This is a genomic window from Lysinibacillus sp. F12 (assembly GCF_057773605.1).
This window is the reverse complement of record NZ_JBYMLP010000002.1, coordinates 139,834-162,481: the sequence shown is the minus strand read 5'-3', so window position 1 is coordinate 162,481 and position 22,648 is coordinate 139,834. Positions and strand designations below refer to the sequence as shown.

At 36.8% G+C, this 22,648-nt stretch carries 18 protein-coding genes; 8 read left to right on the top strand and 10 right to left on the bottom strand.

The features are described from left to right. Window positions 1–242: 242 nt before the first annotated feature. From AC3CH7_RS07835 to AC3CH7_RS07825, 3 genes are all read right to left on the bottom strand, one after another. Window positions 243–1,493 carry an MFS transporter gene (locus tag AC3CH7_RS07835; RefSeq protein WP_012294508.1) on the bottom strand — a complete coding sequence of 417 codons (1,251 nt, stop codon included), beginning with the start codon at window positions 1,491–1,493 and terminating at the stop codon, window positions 243–245. 443 nt (window positions 1,494–1,936) lie between these two features. Further along, entirely contained in the window at window positions 1,937–2,320 is a 384-nt protein-coding gene (locus AC3CH7_RS07830) for a cupin domain-containing protein (RefSeq protein ID WP_012294507.1), read from the bottom strand. Window positions 2,321–2,385: 65 nt separating this feature from the next. Next, window positions 2,386–3,345, bottom strand: coding sequence for a 2-hydroxyacid dehydrogenase (locus tag AC3CH7_RS07825; protein WP_197148609.1), 960 nt, complete (start codon window positions 3,343–3,345; stop codon window positions 2,386–2,388). Window positions 3,346–4,083: 738 nt separating this feature from the next. On the opposite strand from AC3CH7_RS07825, the gene AC3CH7_RS07820 reads away from it, so the two are divergent. Further along, on the top strand, window positions 4,084–4,992 hold the full coding sequence (locus tag AC3CH7_RS07820; RefSeq protein ID WP_488381659.1) for a C40 family peptidase: 909 nt from the start codon (window positions 4,084–4,086) through the stop codon (window positions 4,990–4,992). 387 nt (window positions 4,993–5,379) lie between these two features. Here the strand turns inward: AC3CH7_RS07820 and AC3CH7_RS07815 are convergent, their stop codons facing one another. Continuing rightward, complete coding sequence (locus AC3CH7_RS07815; protein WP_036161689.1) at window positions 5,380–6,909, bottom strand: DHA2 family efflux MFS transporter permease subunit; 1,530 nt, start codon at window positions 6,907–6,909, stop codon at window positions 5,380–5,382. A gap of 1,417 nt (window positions 6,910–8,326) precedes the next feature. Next, window positions 8,327–9,772: a MocR-like pyridoxine biosynthesis transcription factor PdxR gene (gene pdxR, locus AC3CH7_RS07810; protein WP_197148614.1), complete on the bottom strand. Its 1,446-nt coding sequence runs from the start codon at window positions 9,770–9,772 to the stop codon at window positions 8,327–8,329. A 350-nt stretch (window positions 9,773–10,122) separates the two neighbouring features. On the opposite strand from pdxR, the gene qoxA reads away from it, so the two are divergent. The 4 genes from qoxA (at window position 10,123) to qoxD (ending at window position 13,898) form a co-directional block, all read left to right on the top strand. Then, a complete protein-coding gene (qoxA, locus tag AC3CH7_RS07805) occupies window positions 10,123–11,001 on the top strand; it encodes a cytochrome aa3 quinol oxidase subunit II (protein ID WP_036161687.1) in 879 nt (292 codons plus the stop codon). Window positions 11,002–11,069: 68 nt separating this feature from the next. After that, on the top strand, window positions 11,070–13,019 hold the full coding sequence (gene qoxB / locus AC3CH7_RS07800) for a cytochrome aa3 quinol oxidase subunit I (RefSeq protein WP_422762326.1): 1,950 nt from the start codon (window positions 11,070–11,072) through the stop codon (window positions 13,017–13,019). Next, window positions 13,016–13,612, top strand: coding sequence for a cytochrome aa3 quinol oxidase subunit III (gene qoxC / locus AC3CH7_RS07795; protein WP_012294499.1), 597 nt, complete (start codon window positions 13,016–13,018; stop codon window positions 13,610–13,612). Before qoxB ends, qoxC begins: the two co-directional genes overlap by 4 nt. A 1-nt stretch (window position 13,613) precedes the next feature. After that, window positions 13,614–13,898, top strand: a complete 285-nt coding sequence (qoxD, locus tag AC3CH7_RS07790; protein WP_031415917.1) for a cytochrome aa3 quinol oxidase subunit IV — start codon at window positions 13,614–13,616, stop codon at window positions 13,896–13,898. Between the two features lie 165 nt (window positions 13,899–14,063). Here the strand turns inward: qoxD and AC3CH7_RS07785 are convergent, their stop codons facing one another. Beyond that, entirely contained in the window at window positions 14,064–14,603 is a 540-nt protein-coding gene (locus AC3CH7_RS07785; RefSeq protein WP_031415915.1) for a helix-turn-helix domain-containing protein, read from the bottom strand. 149 nt (window positions 14,604–14,752) lie between these two features. Between AC3CH7_RS07785 and AC3CH7_RS07780 the strand changes: the two genes are divergently transcribed. Then, a complete protein-coding gene (locus tag AC3CH7_RS07780; protein ID WP_031415913.1) occupies window positions 14,753–15,961 on the top strand; it encodes an MFS transporter in 1,209 nt (402 codons plus the stop codon). Between the two features lie 157 nt (window positions 15,962–16,118). Then, the gene (locus AC3CH7_RS07775; protein ID WP_036216252.1) at window positions 16,119–16,973 is read left to right on the top strand and encodes a PhzF family phenazine biosynthesis protein; all 855 of its coding nucleotides are present in this window, start codon (window positions 16,119–16,121) and stop codon (window positions 16,971–16,973) included. 147 nt (window positions 16,974–17,120) lie between these two features. On the opposite strand, the gene AC3CH7_RS07770 is transcribed toward AC3CH7_RS07775, so the two are convergent. The 4 genes from AC3CH7_RS07770 to AC3CH7_RS07755 all read right to left on the bottom strand — a co-directional run bounded on the left by AC3CH7_RS07770 (window position 17,121) and on the right by AC3CH7_RS07755 (window position 20,628). Then, window positions 17,121–18,455 (bottom strand): sensor histidine kinase, encoded by a 1,335-nt coding sequence (locus AC3CH7_RS07770; RefSeq protein ID WP_488381658.1) that lies wholly within the window; start codon window positions 18,453–18,455, stop codon window positions 17,121–17,123. After that, complete coding sequence (locus AC3CH7_RS07765) at window positions 18,452–19,090, bottom strand: response regulator transcription factor (protein WP_012294492.1); 639 nt, start codon at window positions 19,088–19,090, stop codon at window positions 18,452–18,454. Before AC3CH7_RS07765 ends, AC3CH7_RS07770 begins: the two co-directional genes overlap by 4 nt. Window positions 19,091–19,102: 12 nt before the next feature. Then, window positions 19,103–19,603, bottom strand: coding sequence for a glycoside hydrolase family 73 protein (locus tag AC3CH7_RS07760; protein WP_488381657.1), 501 nt, complete (start codon window positions 19,601–19,603; stop codon window positions 19,103–19,105). A 143-nt stretch (window positions 19,604–19,746) separates the two neighbouring features. Beyond that, window positions 19,747–20,628: a GNAT family N-acetyltransferase gene (locus AC3CH7_RS07755; protein WP_488381656.1), complete on the bottom strand. Its 882-nt coding sequence runs from the start codon at window positions 20,626–20,628 to the stop codon at window positions 19,747–19,749. Window positions 20,629–21,114: 486 nt separating this feature from the next. On the opposite strand from AC3CH7_RS07755, the gene AC3CH7_RS07750 reads away from it, so the two are divergent. Continuing rightward, a complete protein-coding gene (locus AC3CH7_RS07750) occupies window positions 21,115–22,635 on the top strand; it encodes a spore germination protein (protein WP_488381655.1) in 1,521 nt (506 codons plus the stop codon). The last annotated feature ends 13 nt before the right edge of the window (window positions 22,636–22,648 follow it).

Below are 22,648 nucleotides of genomic sequence, written 5' to 3'. Positions count from 1 at the left end.
TCCCGCTAAAAAGCTGTTATGAATGCTTTTTAGCGGGATTCTTTTTACCTATTTTACCATTCAATGTAGCAGCTCCTACTCAAGCTATTATCAATAAACCGACACGCTTATTCGATTGAATCCACATTTAAATGAAGCTGCTTTCACAACGGTTCCACGAGCATCGTCGCTTTTGGGCAGCAATAACAAAACTACCTATCAGCGGGAGATGTATTAAATCTCCGCTAATAGGTAGCTTTACTTTATTCATTAGTTAGGGGATGGGTTGCTTTCTTCTCTTTCAACATCACGACCAGGAAGAATAAAATCGCTGCTGCTGCAAGAAGTATTGCTGCAATATAGAATGCTAATACTTTTGAACCAGTGATATCACCAATATAACCTGTAAGAGTTGGCGCAATAACTGATGAAGTCATTCCAAAGAAGTTAAAGATACCTAGTGCTTTGGCCATGCTGTTGGAAGGTACTGAATCCGTTACATATGTGATTAAAACTGGATCAATGGCAAGTTTACCTAATAAACCGTATAAAATTAATGCTGCATAGAGGACAGAAGGGTTAGGTGCAAATACGGTTAAACTAATAGTTACGGCTGCCCCAATTAACAAGAAGATTATTAATTTCTGACGCATATGTGCATTTTTATCAATATACTTAGAAAATATCAATGCACCAGGTACTGCTGTGACTGCAACTAAAGCAGCTACATATCCTACTGAACCTTGTTCAAATCCTTTTTCTCCGACAAGGAATGATGGTAACCATGTCACTATCATGTAATAACCATAACATGTTGCAAAATAGACGAAGTAAATAACTAATTTTTTTATCGAGAATAATTCTACGCCTTGAGATACTGTGGCTTGTGCTGTTATTTTATCTTCGGATGTTTCGTTTGTAGCTTTTTTGTCTTGTTTAACAAATAAGATAAACACAAATGTTACAGCTACAATTAAGACTGCTATCATATAAAGCATGTAATTCCATTGGATTTCAAGGCCACCTACTAATACAGATGAGCCTACTAGACCAATAACCATCCCTAATGCCGAACCACTGTTGATGATCGCATTAGAAAAGCTTTTCTTATCTTTTGGCATATATTTAGCGGATAAAGAGAAGGCCGCACCATAGTATGAGCCAGTCGAAAGACCTGCCATTAAGGCGCCTACATAAACTTGAGTGATTGTCGTGCTTGATCCAATGACGAATGCTGCTAATGCAAATATGATAAACGCAGGGATCAATACTCGTTTTTGTCCAAATTTATCAACGAGTATTCCTGATGGAATTTGCATACCCGTATAGGCAAAGAAATAAATAGAAGCAATAAGTCCTACTTGAGTATCGCTAATATTACCAAGCGATTCTTGAATTTGTGGATATATTGGTGTAAGTATTGTACGATAAATCCAAATAGCTACCCAACCTAAACACAGAGTAAAAATGATTTTTTTGTAATAATTCGGGTCATTCTTAACTGTTTGTCCCATAATATGACACTCCCATTTTTCTTTTTTTTTACTTATGTAGTGCTTAATTTAATTTTAGGTGATGAGTACGTAAATAACATTGTTCACTTTTAACAAAAACAGAACCAGCATTGCACATTTTAGACAAAAGCCAATGTTTGAATTGTTTATAAATGCATGACTTATGGCATTCTTATTTACCGATTCCTACTCAGTGCTTTTGTATCTACAAACTTTTCTCGGCTCGAATAAACAAAAATAAGCCCGACTACCCTATAGGTAATCGGACTGATCGCCATCCTCGTGCAAACATCTTTGCTCAAATCCTATTTTGAAAAATGGAATTTTTCTCATGTGACAATCCTTTGTGATCGCAGAAAAGATTCCACCTTGTAGATAATGGATCATCAAGGAGGAATCTTTTTACTATGAAAACTAGTTAATCAACAGACGTGATCGTTAATTTAATGATGTTTATGCGCAATAAAGCCTATTGGTGTGGGACCTGCGAACCCTAACATGACGAAATCTCTACTAGAATTATTAGTCATTCCGTGCTTTTCTCCTGCACGTGAAACGACAACATCACCAGCTTTAATTTGAACCATTTCACCACATTCTGGATAATAATCAGCTGTCCCTTCAATAACAACCCATATATCATCCGCTTTCTCGTGTGAGTGAAGTGGCAAAGTTTGTCCTGGACGCATACACCATATAGCTCCAACAGTATTAGGTGTTTCATAAAAAATATGTTTTGTCGCTTCTTCTTCTCTAAACTCTTGAATATCAGGCCAATGGAAAATACGATTTTTTAAATCTTCTCTTGCTAATTGTTTTAATGTCATAGTATTTTCTCCTTGTTTCGAATTTCAAACTATACCCACGTCATTTAGCGTTTATTAGAAAATGATTATCTGCGAATAATATTTTGAGGTTTTCCCTCTAAAAAAGCCATGGTGTTATCAAATGCAATTTTAGCACGCAGTTCCATTGCCTCATTTGTAAGGAAGCCTACATGGGGTGTTAAAATAACATTTTTGGCTTGTAATAGTTTATAGTCTCCAGGAATTGGCGGTTCCATATCAAATACGTCAATCCCCGCTCCTGCAATTCGCCCTTCATTTAAAGCATCGGCTAATGCATCATTATCAACAATTGGACCTCGTGCACAGTTGATTAGAATAGCTGATTCTTTCATTAATTCTAATTTTTCTTTAGAGATTAATCCTTTTGTACTTGAAAGTAGTGGTATATGTAATGACACAATATCTGATTGTGCTAATAACTCATCTAATTCCATGTACTCGATACCCAAAGCTTCAGCTTCCGGATTTCTTCTAGATTGGTCTGAAGCTACTATTTTTGCGCCAAATGCTTTAAACAAACGAGCAGTCATCATGCCAATCTTTCCTGTACCAATCAAACCAACTGTTTTCCCTTTAATTTCACTACCTTGGAATGCTCCTGGGAAATGATCGGCATGGATTTCTTTATTACCCTGAGAGATACGGCGGTACACATCTAATACTAAACCAATTGTTAATTCAGCAACTGCTTGATTCGCATATCCAGCTGCATTACATATCATAACATCTTGATTTCTCGCTTGCCCGATACCTACATGATCAACACCTGTAAAGGCTACATTTATTAATTTTAAATTGGCATTTTGATCAATCACTTCTGTAGGATAAGGATTATTAGCAATCATAATCACATCTGCACCTTCACTACGTTTTGCTAATTCTGCACTATCCGTTGTTTTCTTGTTGTAATAAACAAATTCGTGTCCGGCCTGTTTGATTGGCTCCGCTAATTTTTCAATGATCGAATCTGAAACATTTAATGGTTCTAATAATTTGACTAACATTTCAATCAATTCCTTCCTATTATTTTTTTACTAATACGTCTGTTGATTAACTAGTTACCATAGGTTTCTAGAAGAGACATTCGCATCTCTTCAAGACTGTTATTTCACAGCAAGAGGTGGTTGAGATTTTTTGCACATATTGCACAAAAAAATCAGGTATTTTCGTTTTCGATCACTTCCTTTTTTATTTTTTATTATGTTAATTGCTTAATTTAATTGTAGGATAGGAGCATTTAAATAACATTGTTCACTTTAAACAAAAAAAGAAACGACATTACATGTTTTTGACTAAAGCTACTATTTAAAATAACTAGAAATACGCTTTATCTAAATTGGAAACTTGCCTCTGATTGAATATTCTTTATCTGATAGTGTCTTACCTAGATGAAGATTTCATTTATTCAAGTCAATTGACCATAATTCCCTCCTTTCTATTTTTATAACGAAGATTCATTATTAAATCTCCACTATTTATATTTTGCTAGTAAGAGATATTGATTATGGAATTTAGCATAAATATAATTAATATCTCTTTTATCCCTAAATATCCAATTAATTCATATATTTTTAGTAAAATTGACCATAATTATTGCAGATACATTACATGATTAAAAATAACATGTCAGAATCATAGGAAAGTGTTAATCAGTAATATGATTGAAAAATAACTCTTAACCGTTTCATGATATTCTTACTTTAGTTCAAAAGCGATTGCTTTTTGAAAGGGGTAAGGATTAATTGAAGAAAAAAATATTACTACCGATTTTTGCGTCTTTTATGTTCTTTACAGGAATAGGTATTCACGATGCTCAAGCAGCTACATATACAGATATAACAAATACAGCTAAAGCATATATTGGCACTCCTTATAAATATGGGGGCACAGATATTAAGACAGGTATTGATTGTTCAGCCTATACACAATTAGTATTTTCTAAGGTAGGTATTTCATTAGAACGTACATCGAATGCTCAATATCAACAAGGTACTTCTATCGCAAAAGGTAATTTAAAGACTGGCGATCTTGTATTTTTTAATACTTCGGGAAGCGGTGTTTCACACGTTGGCATTTACATAGGTGACAGCAATTTTATTTCGGCTACGACAAGTTCAGGGGTTAAAATGGATAAAATCAATGACCCTTATTATTGGGGATCTCGTTACGTGGGGGCAAAACGTGTTGCAAGCTTCTCGGATTATGGAGAGGTAAAAGATGCTGAAATAGACTTTACTATTTATTCATCACGTGGAGAAGTCGCTCTTAAAATAGCTAAAAAACTACAATTAGATACTAGTCAAACAAATTCAAGTTTTCCTGATGTAAAGCCAGGGTCTAAATATGCAGGTGCTGCTGAAGCGCTAAAAAAAATCGGTGTCTTTACTGGTGATGAAAACGGGAAATTCAATCCAGGTTCACCTATTACACGCGGTCAACTATCAAAAGTTTTAGTAGAAGCATTCCACTTAAAACAACAAGGAACAACAGAAAACTTTGTAGATGTTCCTGGAGCTCATTGGGCTAACAGCTATGTATCCATCCTTGCATCCAATAAAATTACGGTAGGTAAAGGTGATAATTTATTTGGTGTTAACGATTATGTGACAATCGAACATTTAGATGCTTTTATCCAACGATTAACTCAATAATATGAAATGGTGTTTCACATGGATGAAACGCCATTTTTTTATGTCAAGCTCCCCTTCTCCGCTCGCCCCTCAACCCAAAGCATTTTTAAACGTTTTGTTGCACCATTTTTTAGAGGGAACCAATCGCGTTAAAATAAAGGCGATAATCGCCTAGATGGTCATGAAATAATAGGTATCACTGGACTAAGATAGAGAACCATTTCAGCCGTAGCATTGAGTGTTTCTACAAATAGGCTTTTCGTTTGTGTTGTAAAAAGGGTAATACAACAGCAGCTCCTATCGCACAAAGCCAGTAGATAACCACTGTATAGTTGTAGCTGAAGCCGAGGTTTATTTTCACTAAAAAACGGGTGCTGCTTATCATTAGCAACACCCGTTTTTGACTACTTATTTCACGTCTACTTGTTGTTCAGCATCCTCATGAGTCATCATATTTTCATGATTTGGTTGAACTCTCTTAATAAAGAATGCAAGAATGAGTGCGATTACCGCAATCAATGTTGAAATAAAGAAGGTATAATTAATACCATGAAGCATGGCTTCATTCATGATTTGTTGTTTTAGCTCAGCGGCACCCTGTGTAGATGTCTGTGCATTGGCACTCATATTATTCATAGCGCTAGCAGCTATTTCTTCTGCCTTGGCAGTTGTTTTATTGTTCATGACTGTAATCAATACAGCCGACCCAATAGCACCGGATACTTGCTGAAGTGTATTGTTCATTGCTGTTCCGTGTGGATTATTATACGCTGGTAGCTGATTCAGCCCATTAGTCATAACTGGCATCATGACCATTGACATCCCAAACATCCGTAATGTATACAGAAGAACAAGTGTCGAATAAGCCGTATCCATACTTATTTTACTAAAGTAATAGGATGTGACAATGGTGATGATTAAACCAAATACGGCTAAACTTCTTGCGCCATATTTATCAAAGAGCTTCCCGGTAATTGGAGACATGATTCCCATTACAATAGCACCTGGTAGCATTAATAAACCTGAATCCATTGGTGAAATGCCACGAATTGTTTGCACATAAATAGGCATTAAAATCATTGCAGAGAACATGGCCACCGCAATGACGATGGAAATTGCCGATGATAAGGCAAACATAGGATATTTGAAAATACGAAACTCAAGCATTGGTTCATCCATTCGAAGTTGACGAAGGACAAAGGTAATTAAAGCAATCGTCCCGATGATGATTGTTCCATAGACAAGTATGTCGTCCCAACCTTTTTCCCCTGCTGAACTAAAACCATACAGCAGGCCGCCGAATCCGATACTTGATAAAATGAGTGATATCACATCAAGCTTAATGGCACGTTGTGGTGTCACATCCTTCAATTTAAACGCTGCAAAAATTAATGTCAAAATGGCAATTGGCAGAACAAGATCGAATAACATTCTCCAGCTATAATGTTCAATGATCCAGCCGGAAAGTGTAGGTCCTATTGCGGGAGCAGTAATCATCACGAGACCAAACATCCCCATCGCTGCCCCTCTTTTTTCAACTGGAAATGCTGTAAGCATAACATTCATTAGTAAAGGCATCATTATGGCTGAGCCTGCAGCTTGTATCATACGGGCTGCTAATAATACACCAAATGCTGGTGCAATACTCGCTAGGAACGTACCTAGCGTAAATAAGGCCATGGCGGTAATAAATAGCTTTTTATCCGTAAAGCGTTGAATAAAGAACGCACTCGCAGGTATTAAAATACCGTTAATCAACATATAGCCCGTTGAAAGCCATTGTACGGCAGTGGCTTTTACGTCAAATTCCGTCATAATGGCTGGGAGGGCAATGTTTAATAATGTTTCATTCAAAATCGCTACAAATGCCCCAATAAATAAAATGGCAATCATGCCGTATGGCGTTTTTGTCTGGGCAGACATGGTATTCTCCGACATATAATATCAATCCTACTTTCTTTTATCTTTTTCATTTTCTTGAGAATTTCGATTATCTTTTTAGGTCTCGACTTCTTCGTCAATGAGCTGAGTAGGTTTTCCTCCCATCTGTTGTAGTGCCTTTGCTGATTTCATAGCAACCACTCCTTTAAAAATAAATAATAAAACTGTTGACGAAAGAATAGAGTATATTGTATAATTAAAATAGGTAAAGTACGTGGTACGTTAATTATACAATGTCTATCTCTATAAATTTACCATAAACCATTGTTGATTTCAATGTGTTGTACATATATTTTTTTGTAAAAAGTCGATTCTTTTCTTACAGAGAATTGACTTTTTTTATTGTTGATTTCTTGATTAAGCCATCATTCGTTAATTCATAAATGGTTGATACAACTTCCTTTAAATATCGGCGGTCATGCGAAACACTAATAATGGTGCCACCATATTGGGCTAACGCATTACACAACAGTACAGGCGTTGTCAAAGGACTAAAATTTCATCTGCATCACCCCGACGTTTGATAAAATCAAAAAATGCTTCTGTTTATCAACAGAAGCATCTTGTGCAATAAAAATAGTTTCCCTATGTATCAATTAGCCCAGAGCTTTCAATCTGTGCACCATTTGATATTTTATGTCAATTGAGTGGCTGTTAATAGACCTTGCACAAGAAACCACCCGTGTTCCAGTCATCCTATAATGACCCCCCTGCATCTTGAAAAACCTTCGTAAAAAATTCCACATCTCCCCTTGTAAATATGTGTTCTAATATTATTTCACACCTACCTGTACTTCCACCATCATTCCCCTTAGCGAGTAAACAAGAATATTGAAACTAGGTATTTACTCAATCTTTCTATAAAAGTAGCCACCTAGCGCGCTGATGGTATTGCGGAGCTAGGTGGCTAAGTGATGTTTTTAACTAGATTTAATTGAATATATAAGGGGTGCCTATATCCCTTCTATATTCTCGTGGGCATAAAAATATAATAAGTAGTGACTGCCTTGATTTTTTTCATCAGCAGCTAAAGCTAAAAATGAGACTGTTCGAACAGGTAAAGCTTTCAGACAACATTAACGATAGGTGTTGTGAATGTTATAACCTCTTTATTAAAAGTGGCTTTCTAGCATTTTTCCCTAAACCTTTGTGAAGCGCAAAACCTACTAGCATTAGTGATCTACCTCATCCCTAATGTCCTCGGCATTACAGTCAAGGTTCCTCTATCACCTTCCCTATTTACAGATTTCATTACTTGTGCGAATAATTGTGAATCGTTCCACACGTCCATGATTGTTGATAGCTTTGATGGATGTTGGTTATCCATGTTTCTATCATAAATACTTTCCCTACTTTTTTAACCATCCACATCATTGTTAATTTAACCATCCACTTGTCTATAATTAACAAAAATTCATCTTTTTCCATTTAGACAATGCAGTGCTTCTGCAAACCTTTTGATTCCTTCGTCTATTGACTCGGTATCTTCTCTGGCGTACGTAAAACGGACAAATCCCTTTTGTGATCCCATAGTAGAGCCAGGCACATAGATGACCCCACGTTGAATGGATTCTTCTAGTAATTGTGTTTCATTATAATCTTCTACCATTACTTGGCACCAAATATGAATGCCACCCTGTGGCGCGTAAAATGTCACCTCATCCTTTAAGTACGTATGGAGACTTTGGACAATAGTATCTCGGCGTCTTTCCAATTCCTTCACTAAATGCTCGATATGCAGGTTAAAATTGGAGGACTGTAAAAAATCATTCGCTATCCATTGTGTGAAGCTGGAATGGCCAAAGTCAATTTGTTGCTTGGCATCGGATAGTCTTTCAATAACGGATGTAGGACCAATAATCCAGCCGATTCGTAAACCTGAAGCTACGATTTTGGACAAGGAGCTAATGTATAATACATTTCCGTTTGTATCTAATGATTTTAAAGTTGGTCTTTTCTCACCTGAAAAGGCCGTTAAGCTATAGGGATCGTCTTCTACTACCGGAATCCCGAGCTTGGACGATATGTCTAGAATAGCCTCTCGTTTCTTTATATTTAACGAAGATCCAGTTGGATTATGAAAATCTGGGTTTAAAAATATCATTTTAATTCGATGTTTTTTATAAAGGGCTTGCAAATCATCGGGATTAATGCCATCCTTATGAACAGGAAGATAATGGATTTTTAATCCAGCCGATTTAAAAATTGGTAAATTAAAGTTATACGAAGGATCTTCAATCGCGACAGCATCTCCAGGCTTTAACAAGCATTGGACAATCAAATGTAATGCTTGTTGAGCTCCAGACGTAATGAGGATGGAAGAAGGATTTGTATCAATTCCTCTGCTAGTTTTTATATGGTTTGCTAGGGTCGTTCGTAAAATCTCACTTCCTTGAGGATGATCATATCCTAGACTACCAATGAAAGAGCGTGTTGCCGTAATCTCTCTTAATGCGCTTTTAGGAAAAAGATCCTCCGATAATTCTCCGGTTGCTAAATTGATGAGTTTATGATCCACTGCCTCTTTTCTTATTTTTTGCGTAACTGGTAGATTCGGTAAAAAGGAGCCTGCCTCAATATATCGATTCCAGCTCGGAATTCGCTTTCGTGTGATTCCCCAAATATCTTTGCTAATGGTCGTACCGCTTCCTCTATTGCGTTCAATGAGTCCCATTGCTTCTAATTCGTCATAGGCACTAACAACTGTACTTCTGTTTACTTGTAAAGTATTCGCTAAATATCGCTCTGATGGTAATGGTTTATCGGGCGGAAATGTTCCATCAGCAATCCCTTTTTCCATATATTCTGCGAGTTGTTTATAGATAGCTTTTTTTGCATGTCGATCTGGTTTCCAATTCATAGTTTTTCACCTCTATATTGCCTCTTATTTCTAGCTTTGTCTGAAAAGCTAAAAAGTCAATCATAATAGAATGTTAATGATTAATGACCATCCACTTCCTTATTACTTTCACCATCCACTTTTAATTATAACCCGTAGAATTCTACGAGAACCCTTACCTGACGCTTATTCCTCTCGATAATATTATACTAAAATTATTTTTGTTGTTTTAGAACGTTCTGTGTAATCTTGCAAAACACCTTGTCTTTCAAAATATGGACCACTATCATAAAAATCAATTGTGAATCAAAATCCATACAAGCCTATAGTAACCGATAGCACTTCAAAGAATCAGTTAAAGGGGTTTGTTTATGAAAAAAAGTTGGCTCAGATTAATTGGTCTTTTCACTATTGTCACTATGTTAACGGGCTGTGACCCGCTTTTAGTATTAGACCCAAAAGGTCCTCAAGCTCAAGTACAAGCCAAAGATATTATGCTTTCGATAGGGATTATGTCCTTTATCGTGCTAGTCGTTTTTGTGATTTTAGCTTATATGTTAATGAAATTTCGCGCTTCCAAGCAAAGTCCCGACTATAAGCCTCCCCATATTAAGGGAAGTACAATGGTTGAAATAATTTGTGTAGGTATCCCTGTGTTAATTGTTGCGTACATGTCTATTATTTCAGTTCAAAGTAATTACAAGGTGGAGTCTACGCCGGAAAAATACAAAGATGAAAAGCCTTTAGTCATTTATGCTGCAACATCTAACTGGAAATGGCATTTTAGTTATCCAGAAGAAGATATTGAAACCGTAAATTATTTGTATATTCCTGCAGAGCGTCCAATCGAATTTAAGCTTTATTCGTATGGACCGATTACTAGCTTCTGGATTCCACAACTTGGGGGTCAAAAATATGCGATGGCCGATATGGTGAATACCTTGCATTTGGCTGCGGATATGCCCGGAGAGTTTATGGGAAGAAATGCAAACTTTAATGGAAAAGGATTTGCGGAAAATACGTTTAATGTTACAGCGGTGACTCATGATGAATTTGATGAATGGGTCAAGGAAGTAAAGGAAACAGCAGATTTATTAACGGAGGAAAAGTTTAATACGTTACTACAACCAGGTCATGTGGGACAAGCCACATTCAATGGAACGCATTTAACGTTTCTACCAGCGCCTGAGGGTGAAAATGGCGGACATCAGCATGGCTCTTCCCACGTAAAAGATCATGCCACTCCATAAATTAATCATGAATTTCTCAAACGAAACTAGTTTACGATAAGGTTTATGTCGAAAGGAGACCTAGTCAGATGGATTACTTTGAACGTTTTGCTATACCCCATCCAAGCCCAGCTATTTATGCATCTATGGTCGCTATTGGTCTAACGGTTATAGCGATTATTGTAGGATTAACTTATTTTAAAAAGTGGAGTTATCTTTGGCGGGAATGGTTAACAACAGTGGATCATAAACGCATTGGTATTATGTATTTAATTTCAGCCATTCTTATGCTATTCCGTGGTGGTGCGGATGCTATTATGATGCGAGCGCAAATGGCAGTACCTGATAATAAATTACTAGATGCCCAGCATTATAATGAAATATTTACAACACACGGAACAGTCATGATTATCTTTATGGCGATGCCGTTTATTATGGCCTTTATGAATTACATTGTGCCGCTTCAAATCGGCGCAAGAGACGTGGCCTTCCCACGTTTGAATGCATTAAGCTTTTGGCTATTTTTCATGGGAGCTATGCTATTAAATATTTCCTTTGTTATTGGGGGTTCACCTGATGCTGGCTGGACGAATTATTTCCCTCTTGCTAATAATGAATTTAGTCAATCTGTAGGGGTCAACTATTACTTGTTTGCTCTACAAATTTCAGGGTTAGGTACATTAATTACTGGTATTAATATGATTGTTACCATTCTCAAAATGCGTGCTCCAGGAATGACATTAATGAAAATGCCTATGTTTACGTGGTCTTCATTAGTCGCAAACGTTATTATTGTTTTTGCCTTTCCTGTATTAACGGTAGCACTTGTCATGGGAACATTCGACCGCCTATTTGCTACGAATTTCTTCACAACATCCAATGGTGGTATGGATATGCTATGGGCGAATTTCTTTTGGGTCTGGGGACATCCTGAGGTTTATATTCTCATATTACCTGCCTTTGGGCTTTACAGTGAAATTATTTCGACCTTCTCGGGACGCAATCTCTATGGCTATAAATCGATGGTCGGCTCCATGGTGATTATCTCCTTCCTATCGTTTTTAGTATGGACCCATCATTTCTTTACAATGGGGCAAGGTGCTTTAACAAATAGTATTTTTTCAATAACAACGATGGCGATTGCTGTGCCCACTGGGGTGAAGATTTTTAACTGGTTATTCACCCTGTGGAAAGGAAAAATTGTCTTTACAACGCCGATGCTGTATGCCATGTTGTTTATCCCTACTTTTACAATTGGTGGCGTAACAGGGGTAATGCTAGGTATGTCAGCAGCAGATTACCAGTACCATAATACGATGTTTTTAGTAGCTCACTTTCACATGGTCATTATTCCTGGTGTTGTATTTGCCATGCTAGCAGGATTACATTACTATTGGCCAAAAATGTTTGGCTTTATGTTAAATGAAAAAATCGGCAAAGTGACGGCTTGGATTATTGCACTTAGCACCCTACTTGCCTTTATGCCGATGTTCTTCTCTGGCTTAGATGGACAAGCACGCCGCATGTATACTTACTCAGCTTCCACAGGTTTTGGTATGTGGAATATGGTTTCCTTTGTCGGCGCTATTGGTCTTACGATTGGCTTTATGTTAATTGTATACAACGTTTATTACAGCATTCGTTATGCACCAAGAAACATTGGCTCAGACCCATGGGACGCACGTACATTAGAATGGGCTACACCAAATCCAGTGCCGTACTATAATTTTGCAAAAGTACCGCATGTCATTTCAACTGAGGCATTATGGGATGCAAAATATCGCCAGCATGATTTGTTCCCAGAAAAATACGAAAACATTCATATGCCAAATAACAGTGGGATACCATTCATTCTAGGCTGTATATTCTTTGCTTGGGGCTTCTCATTTGTATTTGGTATGTGGATTCCAACTATTGTTACAACTATCGGTATTTTTATTTGCATGGCTCATCGTTCATTGGAAAAAGACACTGGACACTATGTACCTGTCGAAAAAGTGAAAGAAACGGAATCAAAATTGCGAGGTAGTCAATCATGAAAATCGATCAATCACTCCCTTTAGAATATAGTACACAGCAAAATCAATTGAATATACTAGGCTTTTGGGTTTTTATCGGCGCTGAAATCATGCTCTTTGGAACGCTGTTCGCAGCATATTTTGTGTTAGTGGATCGCACCGGAACTGGCCCTACTGGAGCAGATATTTTTGAAATTACACCTGTTTTATTTGAAACATTTATTCTTCTCACTAGTAGCTTTACGATTGGTCTAGGCATACACGCTATGCGCAAAGGCTATATGAAAGCGATGATTACGTTCTATGTGTTGACGCTATTGCTAGGCGTAGCATTTATTGGATTTGAGGTTTATGAGTTTATTCATTATGTGCATGTTGGTGCAGGCTTACAAACGAGCGCCTTTACAGCTACCCTTTTGACAACATTAGGGACACATGGTGCCCATGTCACATTTGGTGTGTTTTGGGGGATGTTTATTGTCTACCAATTAATTACGCGTGGATTAACGCCTGAAACAGCCAATAAATCTTTCATCTTCTCCTTATACTGGCACTTTTTAGATGTGGTTTGGATTTTTATCTTCAGCTTCATTTACTTGAAAGGAATGGTGTGAAATGAGTGATTTATTCCCACTAAAACAGGTGATGGGATTTGCCTTGTCGATAATCCTTACCATCATTGCAGCGTGTGTCTATTTTTTTCAAATAGCAATGCCTATTACGATGACAATACTTTTAGTCACAGCATTTATTCAGGCAGGCTTACAGTTAGTTGTCTTTATGCATGCTGGTGAAACGAATGATAAACCCGCCATCTATACCAATATTTATTATGGGTTAGTCATAGCGCTCGTTACCATTTTTGGAACATTACTATGTATGATTTGGGGTTATATTTAATAATACAACGGTGAAAAATCGTCCTTACTTGAACTTAGTAAGGACGATTTTTACGTGAAAATACCGATGTTTGTTTTGAATGAGAGCAAATCTTTCTTTAAAAGATTCAATCTATTTTACTTTGTAACCCTTACCATTCATCCGTGCCTAATTTTTAGGGGACAATCACGGAGTTGTATACGTTAATGACAGCATTAAATGTATTTTTTCATCTGAGTGATTAATATACGTGTGAAGTTCTTCACCCTTGAACTTAATGACATCCCATTGGTTTAACAGATGGGTTTTCTCTCCGACCTTCAGCTCCAATTGCCCATTCAACACAAGCACAACTTCCTCAGAGCCTGCTAAGTGACACTCACTATATTCACTATTAGGATCAAGACGACCTCTATACCATTCAGTTCCATTTGTTTTGAATAAAGGCTCGACAAACCAGTCGTTATTGTGACCTGCAAATTGATATTCCGATCCAAAACGATGAACCTCTACATTTTCTTCAAAGGATAATAAAGAAATTAATGGAATATGAAGCCCTCTACATATTTTCCAAAGGATATTAACAGTTGGATTTGTTTCCCCCCGTTCAATTTTCCCTAATGTTAGCTTACTGACATTACTAACACTCGCGAGCTCTTCGAGACTCATCCTTTTATTTTTTCGAATCTCTCTTAAGTTCATACCTACTTGACTAGATAAATCCATATGCTCCTCCTGCAATAGATGGCACCCTTTCCATTGACTTTGTACCAATAGTATACTATATTATACAAGTCGGTTAATCATAGTTTATTTTTTAAACAAAAAGTTAACTATAGTATATCAAATAATAACTAAAAGAGGTGTTTTCAGTGATGGCGAAATCAAAAAACTTCCCGATTATTTGGAGCGTTTTTTCTTTGTTTATACTTTCCATGAATCTACGAGCTTCGATAACATCTATCTCGCCAGTATTGAAAAATATTCAAGTAGACTTGCAGATGACAAGTGTTGTAGTAAGTTTATTAACGGCACTACCCGTATTTTGTATGGGGATTTTTGCGCCATTGGCTGGCAAGCTAAGTGAACGATGGGGTATTGAGTGGACGATTGGTGGATCCGTTTTATTAATCGGTATATCAACTGCTTTACGGTTAGTGGCAACTTTCCCCTTCCTTTTATTATTAACTGCTATTCTTAGTGGGATAGGGATTGCCATAACAGGTCCACTGATTTCAGGCTATATCAAAAAGGAATTTCCTAAATATTCTTCTACTATGATTGGTGTATATTCTGCGGGTATGGGAATTGGAGCCTCTTTAAGTGCTGGTTTAGTTGTTCCTGCTATGCATGCATTTCATCAATCTTGGAACGCAGCTTTAGCGATATGGTCGGTATTCGCTCTTATAGGTATCATTGTTTGGATTCCTATCATTAAAAAATCAAAGCCATCTCAAGAGTCATTTGAGAAAACTGCAAATCAAAAAAGTCGGTTACCTTGGGGAAACCGATATGTTTGGCTCCTTATGATTATGTTCGGTTTCCAATCAGGTGTTTATTATTCCCTCGCGACATGGCTCGCTCCAAAAGTACAGGATATGGGATATAGTGACGCCTACGCTGCAACGACCGTCACTATTTTTTCTGTCATGCAGATGGTTTGCAGCTTTATCATTCCCATCTTAATAAATAATAGTTCCAAGAGAAAGCCTTGGATGCTACTTTGTGCTTCAAGCTCCTTTATCGGCATTTTCATGTTAATTATGGGTGGAATCTCCCCTATTTTCTGTGCGACATTAACAGGGATTGGTGCTGGTGGTTTATTCCCATTAGCAATGATTTTACCTTTAGATGCAACGACTACACCAAAAGAGGCAAGTGAATGGACAGCAATGATTCAATTCGGTGGCTATATCATTAGTGGTATCATACCAATGCTTGTTGGGATTATCAAAGATATGACAAATACATTTGACGTTGCCCTTTTCACCTTATTAATTATTATCATCGTTATCATGGGGCTGACGTTAAAGGTTAAAACAAAGAAGGAATCAGCTACTATTCGCGTTCTTCCTAGTAGATGAAGGACGGCACCGCGTTTTTGACTGTAGGTAAACTATTTTGGAGAGTTCAGATACTAAAATAGTTCGCCTCTTGTTTTATTGTATATTTATACAACAACGTTTTTACGTAGTTTTTTCTATGCTACAATTCACTATAAATGAGGAAGGAAGATGTCTAATGAACGTAACCGTTTATGTTGCAAGTGCATTTAGCAAGGATCATCAAGGCGGAAATAAAGCAGGAGTAGTATTTGATGAGAATACATTGACCACTACTCAAAAAATGGAAATAGCCAAACAGCTGGGCTATGCGGAAACTGCATTTATATCAAAATCTGAAATGGCTGATTATAAATTTGAGTATTTTACACCAAAAGAAGAAGTTGATTTATGTGGTCATGCTACAATTGGCTCTTTCACGATACTGATGCATTTACACAAACTTTTCAGGGATTGCTATACAATTGAAACGAACAGCGGTGTTCTTACTATTACGATAAAAGATGACATCATTTTCATGGAACAAAACAAACCGATATTCTATGATGTTATATCTTCAAACGAATTCATCAACTGTTTTGATAGTAAAGCTATAGACAATAAATACCCCATTCAAATTGTCTCGACAGGCTTAAAAGATATTTTAATTCCTATAACCAATGAAACACAATTACATGCACTGCAACCTAATTTTGAAAAAATTAAAGAAATGAGCCAGTATTATAATGTTGTTGGGATGCATCTATATACTTTTAATGACAATCGTATTATATGCAGAAATTTTGCTCCCCTATACGACATCAATGAAGAAGCAGCAACTGGAACTTCTAATGGTGCATTAGCTTGCTACCTTTATGAACAGCATCACCTGCAAAAAGAAGTCTATGTATTTGAACAAGGCTATTCTTTACACTCGCCTTCTGAAATTTTAGTTAAATTAGCAACCAATAGCAAGAATGAAATAGAAAAAGTTTATGTTGGCGGCAAAGGGTATTACTGTGAAACTAAGTCTTTAAATATAGAAAAAGGTTAAGAATATCATTTCTCAACCTTAGACTGTAGATTTTCTACGTTTTAATTCCAAACATAGTATTAATTGAACAAGATGTTTGTCTTCTGTCTGAACACGGTTTAGGAATATGCCTAAACCGTGTTTTCATATATTCACTACCTATGATTATTACTTGCTTGTAAAATCTATAGTAAACGTTATTTTTCCATTTGATAGTGTGGACTCCGTTACAAAGTCTAACTGTTCGGCAAGACTTTTCACTGTAGCGAGACCAAGCCCTGTTCCAGAGAAATGTTTATTTCGAGAGCTTTCCCCTACATAAAATGGTTGCCATATTTTAGAAATATCCTGAAGCGTTGTATGATTACTTACTTTCAATATACCCGAATGAAAGGTAATCATTATTTCATTGCCCGAGGTGTATTTTAGTGCATTGCTAACCAAATTTTCTACAATATAATAGACTTTTTCCTGCTCACTATTCAGCATAAAGGTAGTTACGTCAGATTGAAGAACTATCTGCTTATCCCCCTTCAAAGGCTGATAGCTTTGGATGATTTCTTGTAGTAGCTGGAAAAAGTCAAAATGTGATACATACATAGCATTTTCTTCTGTTCGAGCATAATAAAGCATATCTGTAATGATTTTCTCCATACGATCCACTTGCTGATGAATAACAGTTAAATAGGTGCCATCATCCAACCCATCTTCAATCCCACTTGAGTAAACATTAATGAGGGCGAGAGGCGTTTTCAACTCATGTGTTAAGCCCATCATAAATTGCTTTAAATCTAGATTTCGTTGGGTTAATAATTGCTGTGCTGATTCAAGGGTTAAACTCATTTTATTAATACTTTTTGCTAATTCTTCGATTTCATCACCCGTTTGAATGGTCGTCTGTTGAAAATTCAGTTCCCCAATTTCTTTTGCTACTTGTTGCAATTCATTTAATGGATTGGTTATTTTTCGAGATAGGAGCCCCGTAACTATAATAATGATTAAAATGCTTACTATTAGAAAGGCTAAATTAAAACGATTAATAAAAGAGGCTATATCTGTAAAACGTGCCATAGTGGCTCCAATCATCACAAGCTGATCCTCTTCTTTCGCATAATGCACAATAAAGCTAGACTTTTGTTTCCCCTGATCATAGAGCTTTCCTACAACTTTATCTTCCGAGATAGTTTGAAGTACTTCCTCGGAAACCCAAAATTTATTTAGAGCTATATGCTTTCTCGCCAGTTGAAGTCTTAAATTTTCATTCAGATCATTGAGGGAATCCTCCAATGGAACTGCTATAATCGTGACATCAAATTGACGCTCCACCAACTCTACATCCTCTAAAACTTGATAAGTCTCAAAGGCTTCTGATACTTTTTTATTCAGCTGATAAAGATAAAATTTAGGGAGAAAAAACTGGCTTACACCAAGGGATATAGAAAATGTAAGTATGACTACTAAAGTAATATAAATGGTTAATTTTGTGCCGATTTTCTGTTTCATTCGCTTGTACTATACCCAATACCTCTATGTGTTTGGATAATGTTCTCCCCTATTTTTTCTCGCAATCGTCGTATATGTGTGTCCACTGTTCGAGCATCTCCCATATAGTCCAATCCCCACACTAAATCCAGGAGCTGATCTCTCGTCAAGATTTGTCTCCGATTTTGGCTAAAAATTCGTAACAGCTCAAATTCCGTTTTCGTTAACTCTATTTCTATCCCTGCTCGCCAAACACGTTTACTTGTCACATCGAAGGACACATTCTGTAGCTGTTGTATAGCTTCGATTTGCAGTAATTTTTTCGCCCTCATAATGAGTACTTTGGGATAAAAGGGTTTATTGACATAATCGTCGGCCCCCTCTGCCAACGCCTGAAATTCATCCTCACCAGTGTCCCTTGCTGTTAGCAGTAAGACCTTTATCTTTTGTGTTTGTTTCATTTCACGACAGACCATCAACCCATCTTTTTTAGGCATCATCCAATCTAAAATGGCCAAATCAATTTTTTCTTGATAAAAAATGGCAAGTGCTTCCTCTCCATTTGTTGCGGTAAAGACCGTGAACCCCTCTCTTTGAAAATAGTTTTGTAAAATCTTTAACATAGCTAATTCATCATCTGCAATGAGTATATTCATTTTATGAAACTCCTAATGATCATATTTATATAAAGGATCCGTCGAATAATTGCTTTTTTTCAAGGCATAGGCAGCTTCTTGATAGGTTGACGCTGCCAAAACCTCTTCGTATTGATGTGCATTCCAACTGGTACCCTCTAATAATAGCTGACGATGGTCCTTTAATGCACTATTCCAATCGGGGTAAGCTCGAAATTCTGCTTCCGTTGTATAGCTTTTATTATGTTCATATTCAACTGTCGGCATTTTAACGGATTTACCATGATACCTGCCCTTCATCCCAAACAAGTTATTTGCGTTAACAGCTAATTCACTTTTACCATAATTCGATTCCAATATAGCCTGTGCAATAATTATGCTTGGCAATATTTCTTGACCTTGCTGATTTAATGTCACCGCTATTGGTGCGATTTCATCAATAAATGCTACTTCGTCGTTATGACCCTGTCCAAATAGCTTGGCCATGTATAGGGCTAAAATAACTGTAAGTAATAGCATGCTGATTTTTTTCATTGTGTTTTACCTCATTTCCATTAAGCTGATGGTTGTATCGTAAAACAGCAATGTTACAGTTATTTGACAAAACATGAAAAGTGGCAAAAAAAGCCCGCACTTTTTAAAGTACGAGCTTGTGTATAGAGTCCATCCTATTGCAATTAACAATGCGATGTGAAAGGGAACATAAAATTCCCTTGCACAATCGCTTTTTTCGAAAGCACGAATAAAGCGTCGTCATCATTTGGCAGGATGGTTGCATTCATGCCTTCCATCATAAACTCTGGTGTAAAATGAAACACTACTTTTTTGGTTGTTTTCTTGACAATACTTGCTAGCAAATCCTCTACATTGATAGCATGCAAAGAGATGATATCATAAATATTTAGTACCCCTTCTTCTTCCTCCATTAATACTATTGTTTCTGATTCTTCTAAATAGTAAATAGCATGCGGGAAAACTAACGTAAAATAAAACATTAATAAGCTTTCATTTTGCTCCACAGCAATCACACTTGAATGGGTATAACGATTTTTCGCATAAGCTTCAAGAAGGGCTAGATTTTGATCAATGGTCAGCAGTTGGACGCTAGTCTGCTTTCGTTGTATAGGTCTTGTAGTAAGGTCTAAGCTGAATTCACTTTCATGGATACGCGTAAAGCCAAACTTTGGATAAAAATCGAGTACTGTTTCATTGGCAAAGAGATACATGAAATCACAGGCTTCTTCGTACTCCTTCATGATATGTAGCATCAATTGCTTTGCCAAACCTTGATGACGATGATGTTCATCGGTCATCACCGTCCCAATCTGAATCCCCTTTAATTGCTCGCCATTTATGCAAATCGACATTTTGTATACAGAAGCATTGGCGATCACTTTTCCTTCATGTATAAATGAATAAGGAATATATTGGTCATTCCAATACCCTCTGTTATACCAGCCTCGAAAATCCAAACCAAATGTTTTTATGGCTAAATCATTAAAACTATCCTTTAATCGATCATCATGACGATAATCACACACCAATTCGTACTTCTTCATGTTTTTCCCTCCGATTATATATAGGAATACATCTTTATTAGTGGAATCCTCACCTCCTAAAAACAGAAAAAGACCCTATGAGAAAACCTCATAAAGTCCTTTGTTGATACACAGAAAACAATGCTCACCACTTTAGTGGCTACTAAAGTATCTGTTTATTTGAATCAGACAAGATTATGCTTCTCTTCGTTATCGCAAAAGGGCCATACTAAATAAATCTATAATTTTCTAACATTATAGAATAGCCCTTCTATTAAATTCATAGGAATTTAAATCGCGATAATAAGTTTTAGCATAAATGTCTAATTTCCCTTCTGTTTTTAAGAATACTCTAATCTTACCACTTTCTGCTAAATGCTGTCTAGATGAATTCCCTGATGTATCGACCATGTTAGTTAGACTGAAAAAGAATAGTATAAGTATAGAATATCCTGCAAATGTTCAATCTATAAAGAAGTTAACCATGAAGGGAGCCTACAATTCAGCATGAAATTTAAACTAGCTTTCAACAAAAAACAACTACCATCCGTTGAACAGCCACCAAAAGAAAATCTTGTAAGGGTCGCCCCGACAACTGATCATTTTATTCAGTCGATTCAAAATGCAACGAATAACCCAGCTGATTTAATAATGAAGGCCATCCCACATAATATTACGCTTATTTATATAGATAATTTAGTCGATAATCAGACATTGAACAATGACATTATTGCAAATTTGCTCAATAATCCTCAAGAAACACTAGAAGGCATTGAGGTAAGTCTTTCTATCCCCGAAATTGTAAAATCCAATCTACTACAGGAAACAGTAGAATCGATGGTCAATGGATCTGTCGTTATTCATATAGACGGCTGCTCCCAAGTTCTTATTGGCAATATCGCTACGCGAGAATCCCGATCATTATCGGCACCAGAAAATGAATCACAGGTCATTGGAACACAGGTTGGGTTTAATGAAAGCTTAACTACAAATATTTCTTTAATCCGTCGCTACATAGTAAGTCCTAACCTTTGTAATGAAAAACTGAAAATCGGCACGCGTACCAATACCTCTGTCTCACTGCTATATATGAGTGGCATTGCTAATGTGCAAATGGTCCATACAATGCGCCAACGAATAACGGATTTATATGTCGATGAGCTACTTGATAGTGCCGTTTTGGCAGAAATGATTGATGATAATTCATTGTCAGTATTCCCTCAAATGCTGCTAACGGAAAGGCCAGATAGATTTTGTGATGCGTTATTAGATGGAAAAATAGGTGTTTTAGTTGATGGTAGCTCGATGGCTATTATTTGCCCGCAAGCCTTTACGGAATTTTTTCAAAGCCAGGAAGATCAAAACTTAAGATGGCAAATTGCTACCTTTCTTCGTTTATTACGAATATCTGCTTTCTTTTTATCCGTCTATTTAACACCCTTTTACGTGGCCGCTTTAACCTTTCATTACGAGGTCATTCCACAAGCCTTTTTAGTGCCATTAAGTGAGTCCAGAGCCTTAGTTCCTTTCCCACCTATATTCGAAGCGTTATTATTAGAGTTTATTATTGAATTACTACGAGAAGCTGGGGCAAGACTACCAACAAAAATTGGACAAACCATCGGTATCGTTGGCGGTATCGTAATAGGTACCGCAGCCGTACAGGCAGGTATTACGAGTAATATTTTATTGATTATCATTGCTTTAAGTGCACTCGCTTCCTTCACTTCTCCGAGTTATATGATGGGCAACGTGATTCGTTTGATTCGTTTCCCCATCATTATCCTTGCAGGCTTTTGGGGTTTTTATGGCATTATGCTAGCTTTTTGTTTTATTCTTATTCATCTTTTACGTCAATCAAGTTTGGGTGCTCCGTATTTGTCTCCTTTCTATCCACCAAGGTTGAAAGAAATGCGGGATAGTATTATCAGAATGCCTATTCCTTATACAGCGAAAAGACCTGCGTTAACAAGACCAAAAGATACCAATAAATTCGAGCCTGAGCCAATAAAACCGGAAAAAAGTTGAACTGAAGGTGAAA